12 protein-coding genes and 1 pseudogene are annotated in these 15,168 nt (G+C 71.4%); 7 read left to right on the top strand and 6 right to left on the bottom strand.

Annotated features, from left to right (window positions below):
- Nucleotides 1-15 precede the first annotated feature (15 nt).
- A complete protein-coding gene (locus tag ACIOD2_RS39935) occupies nt 16-3,192 on the bottom strand; it encodes a BTAD domain-containing putative transcriptional regulator (RefSeq protein ID WP_400550217.1) in 3,177 nt (1,058 codons plus the stop codon).
- Between the two features lie 163 nt (nt 3,193-3,355).
- Between ACIOD2_RS39935 and ACIOD2_RS39930 the strand changes: the two genes are divergently transcribed.
- The 3 genes from ACIOD2_RS39930 to ACIOD2_RS39920 all read left to right on the top strand — a co-directional run bounded on the left by ACIOD2_RS39930 (nt 3,356) and on the right by ACIOD2_RS39920 (nt 5,931).
- Nucleotides 3,356-4,789, top strand: a complete 1,434-nt coding sequence (locus tag ACIOD2_RS39930) for a M1 family metallopeptidase (protein ID WP_400550215.1) — start codon at nt 3,356-3,358, stop codon at nt 4,787-4,789.
- Between the two features lie 78 nt (nt 4,790-4,867).
- On the top strand, nt 4,868-5,509 hold the full coding sequence (gene pcp, locus ACIOD2_RS39925; RefSeq protein WP_400550213.1) for a pyroglutamyl-peptidase I: 642 nt from the start codon (nt 4,868-4,870) through the stop codon (nt 5,507-5,509).
- Between the two features lie 32 nt (nt 5,510-5,541).
- Complete coding sequence (locus ACIOD2_RS39920) at nt 5,542-5,931, top strand: hypothetical protein (RefSeq protein WP_400550211.1); 390 nt, start codon at nt 5,542-5,544, stop codon at nt 5,929-5,931.
- Here ACIOD2_RS39920 and ACIOD2_RS39915 read toward each other — a convergent pair.
- Nucleotides 5,912-6,568 (bottom strand): hypothetical protein, encoded by a 657-nt coding sequence (locus ACIOD2_RS39915; protein WP_400550209.1) that lies wholly within the window; start codon nt 6,566-6,568, stop codon nt 5,912-5,914. The genes ACIOD2_RS39920 and ACIOD2_RS39915 overlap by 20 nt on opposite strands.
- Nucleotides 6,569-6,742: 174 nt before the next feature.
- Here ACIOD2_RS39915 and ACIOD2_RS39910 point away from each other — a divergent pair, with 174 nt between their 5' ends.
- Genes ACIOD2_RS39910 through ACIOD2_RS39900 form a run of 3 tightly spaced genes read left to right on the top strand, consistent with a single transcriptional unit; the run spans nt 6,743 to nt 8,643 of the window.
- Complete coding sequence (locus ACIOD2_RS39910; RefSeq protein ID WP_400550207.1) at nt 6,743-7,120, top strand: hypothetical protein; 378 nt, start codon at nt 6,743-6,745, stop codon at nt 7,118-7,120.
- Between the two features lie 7 nt (nt 7,121-7,127).
- Nucleotides 7,128-8,192 (top strand): hypothetical protein, encoded by a 1,065-nt coding sequence (locus ACIOD2_RS39905; RefSeq protein WP_400550205.1) that lies wholly within the window; start codon nt 7,128-7,130, stop codon nt 8,190-8,192.
- Nucleotides 8,185-8,643 carry a YbaB/EbfC family nucleoid-associated protein gene (locus ACIOD2_RS39900; protein WP_400550203.1) on the top strand — a complete coding sequence of 153 codons (459 nt, stop codon included), beginning with the start codon at nt 8,185-8,187 and terminating at the stop codon, nt 8,641-8,643. The genes ACIOD2_RS39905 and ACIOD2_RS39900 overlap by 8 nt, the downstream gene beginning before the upstream one ends.
- Nucleotides 8,644-8,680: 37 nt before the next feature.
- On the opposite strand, the pseudogene ACIOD2_RS39895 reads toward ACIOD2_RS39900, so the two are convergent.
- The 3 genes and pseudogenes from ACIOD2_RS39895 to ACIOD2_RS39885 form a co-directional block, all read right to left on the bottom strand.
- Nucleotides 8,681-9,937: pseudogene (locus tag ACIOD2_RS39895) on the bottom strand (Hsp70 family protein); the annotation flags it as partial.
- Nucleotides 9,938-9,995: 58 nt separating this feature from the next.
- Complete coding sequence (locus tag ACIOD2_RS39890) at nt 9,996-10,328, bottom strand: helix-turn-helix domain-containing protein (RefSeq protein WP_400550676.1); 333 nt, start codon at nt 10,326-10,328, stop codon at nt 9,996-9,998.
- A 180-nt stretch (nt 10,329-10,508) separates the two neighbouring features.
- Nucleotides 10,509-13,067, bottom strand: a complete 2,559-nt coding sequence (locus ACIOD2_RS39885; RefSeq protein WP_400550201.1) for an ATP-dependent Clp protease ATP-binding subunit — start codon at nt 13,065-13,067, stop codon at nt 10,509-10,511.
- 345 nt (nt 13,068-13,412) lie between these two features.
- Between ACIOD2_RS39885 and ACIOD2_RS39880 the strand changes: the two genes are divergently transcribed.
- Nucleotides 13,413-14,216, top strand: a complete 804-nt coding sequence (locus ACIOD2_RS39880) for a (2Fe-2S)-binding protein (RefSeq protein ID WP_400550199.1) — start codon at nt 13,413-13,415, stop codon at nt 14,214-14,216.
- 378 nt (nt 14,217-14,594) lie between these two features.
- Here the strand turns inward: ACIOD2_RS39880 and ACIOD2_RS39875 are convergent, their stop codons facing one another.
- Nucleotides 14,595-15,164 (bottom strand): TIGR03086 family metal-binding protein, encoded by a 570-nt coding sequence (locus tag ACIOD2_RS39875; RefSeq protein ID WP_400550197.1) that lies wholly within the window; start codon nt 15,162-15,164, stop codon nt 14,595-14,597.
- Nucleotides 15,165-15,168: the final 4 nt, after the last annotated feature.

The raw sequence follows: 15,168 nt of genomic DNA, 5'->3' as shown, positions 1-15,168 counted from the left end.
GGGCGGGCGTCCCCTTCAGCTTTTGACCGCGTCCAGCTCCGCCAGGAGCCAGGTGATCGTGTCCTCTTTGGACACCTTCCTGGCCTGCTCGTACCGCTCTTCGTATTCCGGCAACGCTGCATTCAGCGAAGCGCGCAGCTCCCGCAGCTCGGGGCTGCCGAGGTCGAGCCGGCCGCGGATGACCGCGGACGCGGCGAGGGCCCGGACCGCCACCTCGAACCGCCCCTGCCCCGCCCGGATCAGGGCCAGCAGCTCCACGGCGCCGGCCAGGTCCGGCATGTCGCCCCGCAGGTACGTGGACCGGATCGTCGCGACGGCGAAGGGTTCCGCTTCGCCGGGACGGCCGGTGGCCAGGCTCAGGCGTGCCTCGGCCGCGTTGACCCACTCCTCACCCATCCCACCGGGGAACTCCGCGTCCCGCGCCAGCTCCCCGACCCGATCGAGCTGCACCCGGGCCTCGGCCAGCCGTCCCGTGCGCACCAGCAGCTCCAGCCGGCCGAACAGCAGGACGATCTTCTGCTGCGGGTTCGTGATGGCCGCGCCGTACCGCTCGGCGGCCTCCTGGTCGCGCCAGGCCCCTTCGAAGTCGCCGGCGCGGGCCCGTTCCACGGCCAGCCGCCACCAGTGCTGGACGGCGTCCTCGTGCGAACGCAGCTCCATCGACATCGCCAGACCCTGCTGGTAAGTCTCGATGGCCTTCGCGCTCTCACCCGCCTGGGAAAGCGCGTACGCCTTGAAGCTCAGCGTCATCGCGATGCCCCAGCGGTCACCGACCTCGACGAAGCCGGCGTAGGCCAGGTCGCGCGCCCGGTCCGCGCCCTCGACGTCCCCCTCGTCGTCGAGCACGAAGCTCTCCACCCAGTGCCCGCCGGCGCGGGTCCACGCGTCCGCGCTCCCGGCCGACCGGCGCACCTCGCGGAGCGCGACATCGCGGTCGCCGCCCAGGAAGGCCAGCATCGGCAGCGCCACCGAGAGCCCGGCGTAACGGTCCATCGCGCCGGTGCGGACGCATTCGTCGACCACCGGCAGGGTGTCCGAGTCGTCGGTGCGCATCGGAACCATGTCCATCAGGTACAGGATCGCCTTGTAGGCCGCGGCGACGACAGGGGGCAGCCGGTCGCCGAAGGCGAGCGTCTCGCGGACCAGCCCGCCGAACCGGCCGCTCTGGCCGAGAATGGTGAGGTACCAGAACATCCCGTCCAGCAGCCCGATCGCGTTGTCCACATCGGACATTTCGATCGCGCCGCGCAGCGCCGTGATCATGTTGGCGCTCTCGGCCTCGTACCGGTCGATCGCCGGCAGCTGCTCACGGGTGCGCAGCACCGGCTCCAGCCGGGCCGCCAGTTCGGTGTAGTACGTCGCCATCGCGCGCCGGGTCGCGTCCAGCTCGCCCGACTCCACCAGTCGCTCGGTCGCGTAGGCCCGCAGCGTCTCCAGCATCCGGTACCGCGGCTCGCCGGGACCTCCGTCCACCGTGTCCACAATGGACTTCTCGACCAGGCTGCCGAGCACGTACGGGACGTCGGCCGCGGGCAGCGACCCGTCCGCGCAGACGGCCTCGACCGTCTCCAGCTCGGCGCCGCCGGTGAACACCGAGAGCCGCCGGGCCAGCACCCGCTCGGCGTCGGTCAGCAGGTCCCAGCTCCACTCGACGACCGCGCGCAGCGTCCGCTGCCGCGGCAACGCCGTGCGGCTGCCCGAGGTGAGCAGCCGGAACCGGTCGCCGAGCCGGCCGGCGATCTGGGCCACGGTCATCGACCGCAGCCGCGCCGCGGCCAGCTCCAGGGCCAGCGGCATGCCGTCGAGCCGTCGGCAGATCTCGCCGACGTGGTCCACGGTGGACCGGTCGAGGACGAAGTCGGGGCGGACCGCGGCCGCCCGGTCGAGGAACAGCCGGGTCGAGTCCAGCTCGGCGGCTTCGGCGGGCGCGGCGGACTCCGCGGGCACCGGCAGCGGCCCCAGCGGGCAGAGCGCCTCGCCGGTGATCGCCAGCGGCTCCCGGCTGGTGGCCAGGATCCGCAGCCGCGGCACCCGGTGCAGCAGCTCGTCCGCCAGCCGCGCGGCGGCGTCGACGACGTGCTCGCAGTTGTCCAGCACCAGCAGCGCGTCCGCACCCCCGAGCACCTCGACGGCCTGCTCGAGCGGGTCCGCCGGGCGACGGCGGACCTCGGTCTCGGTGCTGCGGATGTCGCGGACCTCCAGCGCGCTCAGCAGCGCGCCCTCGACGTCGTCGGGGCTGCGGACACCGGCCAGCGCGGCGAACCAGACGCGGCCCTGGTGGTGCACCGGGTGCCGGGACGCCGCCTCGGTGGCCAGCCGGGTCTTGCCCGCGCCGCCCGGTCCGGTCAGGGTGACCAGCCGGGCCCCGCCGAGCAGCTCGGCCAGCAGCTTGAGCTCGTCGCCCCGGCCGACGAACGTCGTCAGCCGCGTCGGCAGCCGGTCGGCCACCGGGGACGGCGGCGCGAACTCGCCCCGCAACGCGGCCAGCTGGATCTCCTGCAGCTCGGCCGACGGGTCGACGCCGAGCTGGTCGGCCAGCGTCCGGCGCAGGCCGGAGTAGACGGTGAGCGCCTCGGACTGGCGCCCGGCGGCGCAGAGCGCGCGGATCCGCAGCCCGGCCAGCCGCTCCCGCAGCGGGTCGGCGTCGGCCGCGGCGGCCAGGTCGGGCAGGACGGCGGCGTGCTCGCCCAGCCGGATCAGCGCTTCGAACCGGTCCTCGGCCGCCTCCGCGCGCAGGTCGGTGAGTCGCCGGGCGGGTGCCTGCGCGAACGGCGCGTCGAGGACGTCGGCGAGCGCGGCGCCCTGCCACAGCGCGAGGGCCTCGGCGAGCAGTTCGGCGGCGAAGGCGTCACGGCCGGCGGCGAGCTCGCGGCGGCCTTCGGCGGCGAGCCGTTCGAACCGCTCGGCGTCGACGTCCTCCCGGGCCACCGCGAGGCGGTAGCCGCCGGGGCCGGACTCGATCGTCACGGGCAGGGCCTTCCGCAGCCGCGAGACCAGCGACTGGAGGGCGTTCGGCGCGTCGGCGGGCGGCACAGCGCCCCAGAGCCCGTCGATCAGCGCGTCGGCCGGAACGGCACGGCCGGCGTCCAGCGCCAGCCTGGCCAAGAGCATGCGGAGGCGGGCTCCGCCGATGTCGATCGGCGTGCCGTCGTCTTCCGCCGCGCGCAGCGGGCCGAGCAGCGCAACGCGCATGTACCCAGCTTTCCAGACCTTCGCTGAGGGCCGGGGCGGACGTCCGGAGCGACACCGACGGAAGTGCTGATTTTCCGGACAAATACGACTTCGGCCCCGCCTGGTACGTAGCCGGGGCGCTACGTTGCGGGTTCAGGTCCACCCCAGACGGACAGGAGCGTTCATGAGGGGCAAGAAACCGGTCGTGCTCGCGGCCGCTCTGCTCACCGGCATCTGCCTGAGCTCGGGAGTCGCCGCCGCCGGGAACGACTGGGGCGGCGCGAAGCCGGGCAGCGACGGCGCCGGTGACAGCTACTACCCCCAGGACGGCAACGGCGGCTACGACGTCGCCGACTACAACCTCAAGGTCACCTACGACACGACGTCCCACCAGCTCATCGGGCTGCAGGACATCACCGCGCGGGCGACGCAGGCGCTCAGCTCGTTCAACCTCGACCTGCGCGGCCTGACCGTCGACAACGTCCGGATCGACGGGCGGGACGCGAAGTTCGGCCGCAGTGGCGACCACGAGCTGACGATCACGCCGGCCCGGCCCCTGCGGCGCGGCCAGAACTTCGAGGTCAAGATCGGCTACCACGGCGTGCCCGCGCCGATCAGCGACCCGTCGCTGGGCAACAACGGCTGGCAGTACGCCCAGGCGGGCGGCGCGTTCGTCGCCGGCGAGCCGAAGTCGGCGACCACCTGGTACCCGGTCAACGACACCCCGCTCGACAAGGCCACGTTCCACCTCGCGATCACCGTGCCCGACGAGTGGGGCGTGATCGCCAACGGCCGCGAGCGCGGCACCTTCCCGGCCCCCGGCGGCACCACGCACGTCTGGGCCGAAGAGACGCCGATCGTGCCGTACATGACGACGGTCGCGATCGACAAGTGGACCTTCGACAAGCAGAAGCGCAAGGACGGGACGCCGATCGTCAGCGCGTTCGCCCCCGGCGTGCCCGACTCGACGAAGCAGGCCGAGGCGAAGCTGCCGGAGATCCTCGACTTCCTCGAGTCGAAGTTCGGCAAGTACCCGATCGACGCCGCGGGCGGCATCTTCCTCAACGAGCAGATCGGCTTCTCGCTCGAGACGATGAGCCGGCCGATCTACTCCGCGGGCTGGGCCGGCACGGTCCCGACGATCGTCCACGAGAACGCCCACCAGTGGTACGGCGACTCGGTGGCCGTCGACCACTGGCGCGACGTCTGCATGAACGAGTGCTTCGCCTCCTACGCCACGTGGCTCTGGGACGAGGCCAAGGAAGGCGTCGACCTGAACAAGCAGTACGCGGACGACGTCAAGACGGCGTCGGCCGGGTTCTGGAACGGCAAGCTGTACGACATGGGGCCCGGCAACGAGTTCACGTACGTGTACTCGAAGGGCCCGGTCATGCTGCACGCGCTGCGCAACTACATCGGGCAGAGCGCGTTCGACCGGGTGCTGAAGACCTGGCCGTCGCTGCACCGGGGCGGCAACGCGAGCATGCAGGACTTCCAGCGGTACACCGAAAGCGTCGCGCACAAGAACCTCAAGGGCTTCTTCGACGCGTGGGTGTACGGCTCCGGCAAGCCCGCCGACCAGTACCTCTACCCGGGCGACCTCAAGCCCGCCGCCTGAGCCAAAGGTCCGTGAAGGCCACCTTGAGGGAACTAGAGTCCCTCAAGGTGGCCTTCACGGCGTTGGGGAGGGGTTGGCATGGCCAGGGTGCTGATGACGGGGTTCGCGCCGTTCGGGGGCGAGACGGTCAATCCGTCGTGGCAGGCGGTGCAGGTGCTGAGGGGACGCAGGGACGACGTCGCCGCGGTCGAGCTGCCGTGCGAGTTCGCGGCGTCGCTGCCCGCGCTGCGCCGGGCGATCGCCGAGCATCGGCCATCGCTGGTGGTGTGCGTCGGCCAGGCGGGCGGGCGCGCCGAGGTGACGCCGGAGCGCGTCGCGATCAACCTGGTCGACGCCCGCATCCCGGACAACGCCGGCGCCCGTCCGGTCGACGTCCCGGTCGTCGAAGACGGCCCGGCGGCGTACTTCACCACGCTCCCGGTGAAGGCGTGCGTCGAGGCGATCCGCGCGGCGGGCGTCCCGGCGTCGGTGTCCCACACGGCCGGGACGTACGTGTGCAACCAGGTCTTCTACGGCTTGATGCACCTGCTGGCCACGGATTTCCCCGAGGTGCGCGGCGGTTTCGTGCACGTGCCGTTCAGCCCCGAGCAGGTCGCGGCGTCGGGCAAGGCCGCACCCTCGCTGGGTGTCGACCGCATCGCCGACGCGCTGGAAGCGTTGGCGGACACGGCGTCGAAGGTCACCGAGGACATCGTCGTCAGTGCGGGCGTGGAGCACTGAGACCCCGGGCGGACCCGCGGGCGCTGCTCGCGGTGGTCCTCGCGGCGCTGGCCGGTGGCGCGGGCACGGGCGCGCTCTGGGTGTGGGCCGGCCACCGTTACGACACCATGTGCGCCGACGCCGTCGAAGGCATGTGCGGCACGTTCAACGACGCCGGGCTCGGCCTGCTCGTCGGCTGGGCGGCCCTCGGCGGCTCGGCGCTGCTCACCCTGTTCACGCTGATGGCGGCGCGGATCTGGCCGCAACGGCAGGCCGTCCTGTCCGCGTTCATCGCCCTGGTGCCGCTGCTGGTCGTCTACAACGTGACCGATGTGCTCGGCGACCACCGGATCCTGTTGCTGGCGGTGGTTTCCGCGCTGGTGCAGACGCCGTGGCCGTGGCTGGCCGGGATCGGGTTCCTCCCTAGTCGCCGCGTCCGGTGAGCTCCACGAACGCCGACGGGCCCGGGACGTTGTGGCGGACCGTCAGATCCGCCACCCGGTCGCCGCTCCAGGACGGCGTGAAGCTCACGACCAGCGTGCACCGCTTGCCCGGCACCACTTCCTGACCCACACAGCCGCTCGCGTCGACCACGAAGTCCGCGCCGTCGACCTCGACACCGGTGACCCGCACCGGGCTCGCGCCGACGCTGCGGACCGCCACCGCGCAGCTCGCCGTCGTGTGCACGGGTGCCGTGCCGCACGCGACCGACTCCGGGACGAGCACCCGCGGCTGCGCTTCCGGCACCACGGGGAACGTCGCGGGCTTGCCGCGGGCGAGGTCGAACACCGTCACCCCGGTCACCGTCAGGACGAGCGCGCCCGCCGCCAGCAGCACGATCGCGATCGCCTTGATGCCGCGGGCCGCGCCGTCCCTGGCGGTGAACCCGCCCGCGGCCAGGACCGTCACGACCAGCGTCGAAACCAGCGTCGCTCCCGGACCCGCGCCGATGGCGGCCGGGACGAGCGTGCCGAGCAGGGACGCGGCGACCGTGACGCCGAATCCGGTCCAGGAAAAGCGTTTCGCCTCGCGCAACTGCCTGCGCACACTCGGCGCCCGGGGCTTTGTCGTCGTACTCATGCAGGTAGGAGCGCCGGACCACGAGCGCACGTACGACATTCCCCCGTTCGGCGGCGCGGCAGGCGTCCCGTGACGTGGGGCACACCCGGGCGGGGGATGTGAAGAAATCTCACTATCGGTCGGCCGAACGGTGCTTTCATGGCCGGAACGCCCAGCCCGACGAAGAGGTGAGTGATGATCGGATTCGAGACCGACCTGCAGGACCTGCGGGACTCGGCCGGTGCCCTGCAGCAGGCCGCCGACGCCGCGGAAACCGCGTCCTCCGGCCTGCGCGGCACCGACGTCCCGGTCTCGTCCGGCGGTGGCGGCCTCCTCGACATCGCCGGGATGTTCCCCACGCAGAACGCTTTCGGCCGCACGCTGGGCATGCCGGCCGTCGCGAAGGCCTACAACGACCACCTGGCGAAGATCCAGGACCTGGTCGCGCGGCTCCACGAGACGACGTCGGACACCAGCCACGCGCTGATGCGCGTCGCGGAGCTGTACGAGAAGGCCGACGAGGACTCGAAGCAGCACGTCAACCGCGCGGCCGCGGGACTGGAAGCGAACTGAGGCAACCGTGGACGGCTACTTCGACACCGGCCTCGACGCCGAGCCCAAGTCCAGCGGCGACGACCGCCGCGCGGAGCTCATGGAGGGCATCTCCGCGGACCTGACCGACGGTGCCACCGACGCGCTGGACGCCCTCGACGTCCTGCGCACGACCGCACTCTGGATGTTCGGCTTCGACGACTCCAGCGAGCAGTTCCGGAAGATGCAGGACGAGACGGCCGGCATCTACCGCGAGTTCTCCGACGCCGACATCGACCACGAGTCACCCGACGGCCTGCAGAGCCTGATCATGAAGCACGACGCCGTCTGGAAGCAGCTGCAGCGCGACTCGGGACCGAAGCTGGACGACACCCGGCAGTTCCTCGGCGAGTGGCGCGGCTCCGCGGCGAACGCCGTCAAGGCGTACCTGAACGAGCTGGCCGACGCCTTCACCGAGGTGGCGACCAAGATCACCGTGCTGGAGAGCGACGTCGTCGCCGCGCGGGAGGCGATCGCGTCGGCCCGCCAGGACCTGGACAACCTCGGCAGCACGTTCCTGGAGACAGCGAAGAAGTACCAGGACGACCAGTCCCGCAAGCACGAAGCCGCCCTGTCGAAGGTGCTGGCCGCGACGTTCGCCGGTGCGGTGGCCGGGATGCTGACCGTCGCCAGCGCCGGGGTGGCCGCCCCGGCCGGCGCCGCGATCTTCACCGCGGCCAACGGCGCCCTCGTCGCCGGGAACGCCGCGGGCGGCGCGATCAGCGCGGTGGTGGCGAACCAGGCGGAGATCACCGGCGACAACGTGTTCGACCTGTACCAGAGCTTCCTCGACAGCGCGGGCAAGATCCGCGACGGCATGGGCGACACGGCGACCACGCTCGCCGGCCGCATCCACGACGAGGCCGTCGACCTGCCGACGATCCCGGACTCGCCCGACGTCAGCCCGGGATCCAGCTTCGACCCGGGCAACTTCGAGACCGCCCACACCTCACGTCAGACGGAGAAGAACGTCCGCGACGCGAACGTCGACATCCGCCCCGACGGCGAGGTGGCCGGCGACGGTGGCGGCAGCGTGGGGTCGCTGAATGGCTGACCAGGCCCCGAAACCCGACCGCGACACCCTGCTGAGCGAGTTGTCCGCACTGACGGCGACGGCGACGTCCGCCGACGGCGCGGTCTCGCTGTCGGTCAACACCGACGGTGTCATGACCGGGCTGCGGCTCACCGACGCCGTCTCGCGGATGTCGCCGGCCGAGATCGCGGACGCCGTGCTGCGAACCTACGTCGAAGCCCAGCGCGACTCGGCGAAGCGGACCGGGCAGCTGCTGGCGCCGCTGGGCAGCGGCGGTTACCTGATGGACCGGCTGCGCTGGCGGGTGCAGTACGAACCGGCGCCGCCCGTGGTGGCTCCGGCTCGGGTCGAACCGGACGGCGCCGTGCTCAAGGACCGCTCCGAGGAGACGCCCGCCGACGCACCACCGTCCGGCCCCTCGACGGACGACGACTGGTACGGCAAGGGCATGCGGTTCGAGCCGACCTGGTGAAGTCCACTGTGGACTCGGCGGCGCCGGTTCAGGTCGCCAGCAGGACGACGAGCACCACGATCGCGATGACGACGAGCACCGCGGCCGCGATGAGCAGCGGATTCTTCTTGGTCGGCGGGGGTTCCGGGGGCCGGTTCTGCGGCGGGCGGAAGGCCTGCTGCTGCCAGGGTTGCGGCCGCGGCGGTGTCGCGGGTGGACGGACCGGCGCGAACGCGGGCACGGTCAGGTTCGGGTCGGTGGTACCGAGCGGAACGTGGTGCAGCCCGAACGCGACGGCCGTCTCGGGCTGGTCCTGCGTGGTCGGGACGATGCCGAGCTGGCGGGCGAGGAGCGCGGCCAGCAACGGCATCCGGCTGGGCCCGCCGACGAGGTAGACGCCGGCGAGCTGCGCGGGGTTCAGCCCGGCGCGGTGGATGGTCGCGGCGAGGAGTTCGGCGCTGCGCAGCAGGCTCGGCCGCACGAGCGCCTCGAGCTCGTCGCGGCTGACGAGGACGTCCCCGAACGGCTCGGGCATCGGCACGTCGGTCTGCGGGTGCCGGGAGAGGCTTTCCTTGGCGTCACGGACGTCCTGGAGCAGCGCCCGGCGCAGGCGGCGGTCGGCGGTCGTCTGCGGGCGCAGGAGGCGTTGCCACTGCGCGGGATCGGCGTGCGAGACCGAACGGCCGATGTGCACGAGCAGCGCCTGGTCGATGTCGAGGCTGCCGAGGTCGGGCAGGCCGTCCTCGGCGAGCACCGCGAAGCCCTGCGCGTTCATGCCGACGACGGCGCAGTCGAAGGTGCCGGCCCCGAGGTCGTAGACCCCGATCGGCCCGGAGTTGCGGTTGCCGAGGCTCCCGTAGTGCGCGGCGGCGGCCACCGGTTCGGGGATCAGCCGGACGTCGGCGAGCCGGGCGGCCGCGGCGGCGGCCCGCAGGGTTTCCTGCCGCGCGGCGCCCCAGCCGGCGGGGTGCGCGATCCGCGTCTGCCCGGGCGGCCGTCCCAGCTGACGCTCGGCTTCCTCACCCATCCGCCGCAGGACGGCGGCGAAGGCATCGGTGATCGGCACAGTGGTGGTGCCGAGCTGCAGGGTGCCCTCGTCGATCCGCCGCTTGGGACTCGCCTCGAACCGGCCGGGATCGAGCCGCGCTCCACGTTCGGCGTCCCGCCCGACGATGAGCAGGCCGTCATCGTTGAGGTAGACGGCGGAGGACATGGTCACGGACCCGTCGACCTCGATGGCCCGCGGCCCCCGCCCGGACGCCGAGAGCACCCCGACCGTGCTGGAAGTCCCGAAGTCGATCGACAGCACGTCCACGCGGATTCCCCTCCCAAGGCCCCCGGGCATCGTCTCATGCGCCCGGAGGGTGCCTTGATCAGGCGCAGGCGTCGGTGTGGTCCCGCCGGCTCGCGGAAACGGTGACGTCGTGATCGTCGAAGTCGGCAACCACCCGCATCCGGCCCCCCAGAGCGGCGATGTACCGCCGAAGCGTGTCGAGCGCCATCTGGCCGGGATCACCCTGCTCCAGCTGGCTGATCCGCGGCTGACTCACGCCCATCCGCCGAGCGAGCTCGGTCTGGCTGACTCCGGCGTCTTCGCGAAGCTGCACCAGCCGAAACCCGAGCACGTACGCTTGCGTGGCTTCACGCGCCGCGGTGCGGGCGGCATCGACCGCGCTCCTGCCGATGCCCAGTCGCAGCTCTTTCAAGTGGTGCAGATCCGAGCCCTTGATCCGGTCGACCAACGGCCGCCCCAGGCGGGCCCTCACGAGCGAGAACACAGCGCCGCCAGCGATCAACCTCGTCGTGGGGCACCGCACATGCGAGAAGGGCGGCTCCCCTCTCGGGAAACCGCCCTTCCGACGTACTACCGGACCATCAGATCCAGGTCACTCGCCTTCGGCTTCGCCGCCGTTTTCCTCGTGACCGGCGCCGATGCTGACCGGCGGGGCGTCCGGGATCGAGGACGGCCGGCGCTCACCGCGGAAGGTGAAGCGCGCCTGGTCGTCCTTGTCCTCCGGGTTGCCGCTCCAGCCTTCGACGTCGACCAGGATGATCTGGCCGGCCTCGACCTCGCCGAAGAGGATCTTCTCCGACAGCTGGTCCTCGATCTCGCGCTGGATGGTGCGGCGCAGCGGCCGGGCACCGAGCACGGGGTCGAAGCCACGCTTCGCGAGGAGGGCCTTGGCCTTCTCGGTCAGCTCCAGCTCCATGTCCTTGGCCTTGAGCTGCTTCTCCACGCGGCCGATCATCAGATCGACCATCATGATGATCTGTTCCTTGGTCAGCTGGTGGAACACGATGATGTCATCGATCCGGTTCAGGAACTCCGGGCGGAAATGCTTCTTCATTTCCTCGTTGACCTTCTGCTTCATCTTCTCGTACTTCGTGCCGGAGTCGTTGCCACCGGAGAAGCCGAGCGAGACGGACTTCGAGATGTCCGACGTGCCCAGGTTGGACGTGAAGATGAGCACCGTGTTCTTGAAGTCGACCGTGCGGCCCTGACCGTCGGTCAGGCGGCCGTCTTCCAGCACCTGCAGGAGCGTGTTGTAGATCTCCTGGTGCGCCTTCTCGATCTCGTCGAAGAGGACCACCGAGAACGGCTTGCGCCGCACCTTCTCGGTCAGCTGGCCACCCTCTTCGTAGCCGACGTAGCCCGGAGGGGCACCGAAGAGCCGCGAAGCGGTGTAGCGGTCGTGGAACTCACCCATGTCGATCTGGATGAGCGCGTCGTCCTCGCCGAACAGGAAGGACGCCAGCGCCTTGGACAGCTCGGTCTTACCGACACCGGACGGGCCGGCGAAGATGAACGAGCCCGACGGGCGCTTCGGGTCCTTCAGACCCGCACGCGTACGGCGGATCGCCTGGGAGACGGCCTTGACCGCGTCCTCCTGGCCGATGATGCGCTTGTGGAGTTCCTCCTCCATGCGCAGCAGCCGGGTGGTCTCCTCCTCGGTCAGCTTGAACACCGGGATGCCGGTCCAGTTGGCCAGCACCTCCGCGATCTGCTCGTCGTCGACCTCGGCGACGACGTCGAGGTCGCCGTCCTTCCACTGCTTCTCCCGCTCACCCTTCTGGCCGAGGAGGGTCTTCTCCTCGTCACGCAGGCGGGCGGCCCGCTCGAAGTCCTGCGCGTCGATCGCGGACTCCTTGTCGCGACGGACGTTCGCGATCTTCTCGTCGAACTCGCGCAGGTCCGGCGGCGCGGTCATCCGGCGGATGCGCATCCGGGCGCCGGCCTCGTCGATCAGGTCGATCGCCTTGTCCGGGAGGAACCGGTCGTTGATGTACCGGTCCGCCAGGGTCGCGGCGGCGACCAGCGCCGAGTCGGTGATCGAGACGCGGTGGTGCGCCTCGTACCGGTCACGCAGGCCCTTGAGGATCTCGATGGTGTGCTCCAGCGACGGCTCGCCGACCTGGATCGGCTGGAACCGGCGCTCGAGGGCGGCGTCCTTCTCGATGTACTTGCGGTACTCCTCGAGGGTGGTCGCGCCGATCGTCTGCAGCTCACCACGGGCGAGCATCGGCTTCAGGATCGAAGCCGCGTCGATCGCGCCCTCGGCGGCACCCGCCCCGACCAGCGTGTGCAGCTCGTCGATGAACAGGATGATGTCGCCGCGGGTCTTGATCTCCTTGAGCACCTTCTTCAGGCGCTCTTCGAAGTCACCGCGGTAGCGGGAGCCGGCGACCAGGGAGCCCAGGTCCAGCGTGTAGAGCTGCTTGTCCTTGAGCGTCTCGGGCACCTCGCCCTTGACGATGCTCTGGGCCAGGCCCTCGACGACGGCGGTCTTGCCGACGCCGGGCTCGCCGATGAGCACCGGGTTGTTCTTGGTCCGGCGGGACAGGACCTGCATGACCCGCTCGATCTCCTTGCCGCGCCCGATGACCGGGTCGAGCTTGCCCTCGCGGGCGAGCACGGTCATGTTGCGGCCGAACTGGTCCAGCACCAGCGACGACGACGGGGTGCCTTCACCACGGCCGCCGGAACCGGTTTCGGTGGACTCCTTGCCCTGGTAGCCCGAGAGCAGCTGCAGCACCTGCTGGCGGACCCGGTTGAGGTCCGCTCCCAGCTTGACCAGGACCTGCGCGGCGACGCCTTCGCCCTCGCGGATCAGGCCGAGCAGGATGTGCTCGGTGCCGATGTAGTTGTGGCCGAGCTGCAGCGCTTCGCGCAGCGACAGCTCCAGCACCTTCTTCGCCCGCGGCGTGAACGGGATGTGCCCGCTCGGCGCCTGCTGGCCCTGGCCGATGATCTCTTCGACCTGCTGGCGCACGCCCTCCAGGGCGATGCCCAGCGACTCCAGCGCCTTGGCGGCGACACCCTCACCCTCGTGGATCAGACCCAGGAGGATGTGCTCGGTGCCGATGTAGTTGTGGTTGAGCATCCTGGCTTCTTCTTGAGCCAGAACGACCACCCGCCTCGCGCGGTCGGTGAACCTCTCAAACATGTGCACTCCCTCGACTGCTGCGCCGGCGGCCCGTTATCCATCGTGCTTTCACCCCGATGGATTCAGCACCGTGAGACCACTCTAGTAGCCAACTGGTCGCGCTGGCGTACCACTACGGCTGTTCGCGGTCTTTTTCGCACCCGGACGTGGCTCGCTCCGGATGCTTCCCATCATCGGGTTGCCCTGCACCTTTACGTCAACCCCAACGTGCGAGCGACCGCGCGGATTCCGCACACCGCGCGGTGTCCGCTCACCGCGAACAGGTCCGCAACCTGGGAGTGACCGGGGCGACAGCCACCCGATCGGCGGATCCCTGTTAGGTTAGGCAGACCTAAGGGAGGGCCGTTGACGCACCCCAGCACCCGCGAGACAGCGGACGGTCTCGCGCCGTCGTTGCGGCGGCTCGACCTGCGGCGGGACGTCCCGGCGGACTGGATCCGCTGTTCGACGGCGCTGGCCGGCCCGGCCTTCTTCGACGACTGGCGCACACGCCTGACCGGGTGGTTGCGGCGCGAGTACGGCGAGGCGCCGCCCCGGACCGCCGACGCGTACCTGACCGCGTGGTACCTGCACGTCCCGGCCCAGGTCGGCGCGCTGCTGCTGCACCACGAACGGCGGGTGCCGACGCTCCGGCCCGCGGACCTGGCGTTCCGCATCGGCGCCGGCCAGCCGTACCCGGACGCGCTGGCCGTGCTCGGCGACGACTTCCACTGCCTCCCGACCGACCCCGGCTCGGCCCGCCCGGAGGCGACGGTCGTGCGTGACGAGCGCGCCCTCGCCGCGGTGCTGCGGGCCCGCTACCTGGCCCACGCCGCCCGGTTCGTCCAGGCGTACGCGCCGGCCACCAGGCTCGGCCGCCGCACGCTCTGGGCCGCGGCGACCGACGCGCTGGAGAACTCGCTCTGGTGGGCGGGCCGCCAGGGCGGCACCCCGGAGGCCGAAGGCGCGGGCGTCGCCGACGCGGCCCTGGTCCTCGACGCCGTCTACCCGCCGTTGACGTCGGCGTCGACGCTGCGCCTGGCGGAGGCGGCCGACGGAACCCGCGAGTGGACCCGCCGCCGCGAGAGCTGCTGCTTCTCGTACCTGCTGCCGGCCGAGCCCGAGTGCGACGGCTGCCCGCGCACCTGCGCCCGGCGGCCCAGCTCCTGACAGCGGCCCTCAAGGCTTCCGGCCGGCAGGGTCCGGTTCACGCGTTCGCGATCGGCGGTCGTGCAACACCCGAGTGATCAGAAATTGCCCATGCCCAGACGAAACCGGCACCGTCTGTCGATTCACACCGCCGAGCAGCTGAACGCGGTCGAGCTCAACAGCCAGCTCGTCACATGAGCTGCCACCAAGGCACGCGGTATCAACTGCCGCCCTCGACGTGACGCCGCTTTCACCAGTCCGCCCAGGACCCCGGCGGCGGCCCCCACCCGTCCCCGGGGGCGTCCCCGAAGCCAGTCTATCGGCGAGGTGGGACAAAAACCCCGAATCGCCGCCCGGGCGCCGGACCTGTCCACATCCGGGCCGGGCTGTGGACAACCCTCAGCGCCGCCAGGACGGGTCGCGACCCGTCGCCCCCAGCGCGCGGTCCAGCGGTGCCGCGTCGGCCGGAACCGGTACCTCGGGGCCGTAGACGCCCATCGCGCGCGCCTGCTCGCCCATCGCCACCGCCGAGTCCAGGACCGCCGTGGCCGCGGCAGGTGCGCAGCGAAGCGACTGGCCGCTTGCCCGGGCCAGGTCCCAGCCGTGCAGGACGAACTCGCCCAGGACCATTCCGCCCACCACGGCGGACGGCAGCTCGGCCGTGCCCAGCTTCGTCAGGCCCGTCCACGCCGACGGCGTCGCGAACACCTCCACCAGCGTCTCCGCCTGCTTCTCCAGCGCCGCCGTCCAGTCGGCCGTCACCAGCGTCGCGTCGGTCTCGGCGACGCCCGGTGCCGGCGCCTCCTCGCGCCGTCCCGCGGCGATCAGCCACGGGCCCCAGTACAGAAGGTGGTTCAGCAACCCGCGGACGTCGTAGCCGTCACACGGCGTGGGAGCGCTCAGGTCGCCCACGGCGTGCGCGACGCGCAGGAACTCGGCCGCGGCGGGGCGCATCAACTCGGCAGTCATGTCC

The organism is Amycolatopsis sp. NPDC088138, assembly GCF_044741685.1.
Classification (GTDB): domain Bacteria; phylum Actinomycetota; class Actinomycetes; order Mycobacteriales; family Pseudonocardiaceae; genus Amycolatopsis.
The sequence above is the reverse complement of the archived record's forward strand: the minus strand, read 5'-3'. Positions and strand labels throughout refer to the sequence as shown.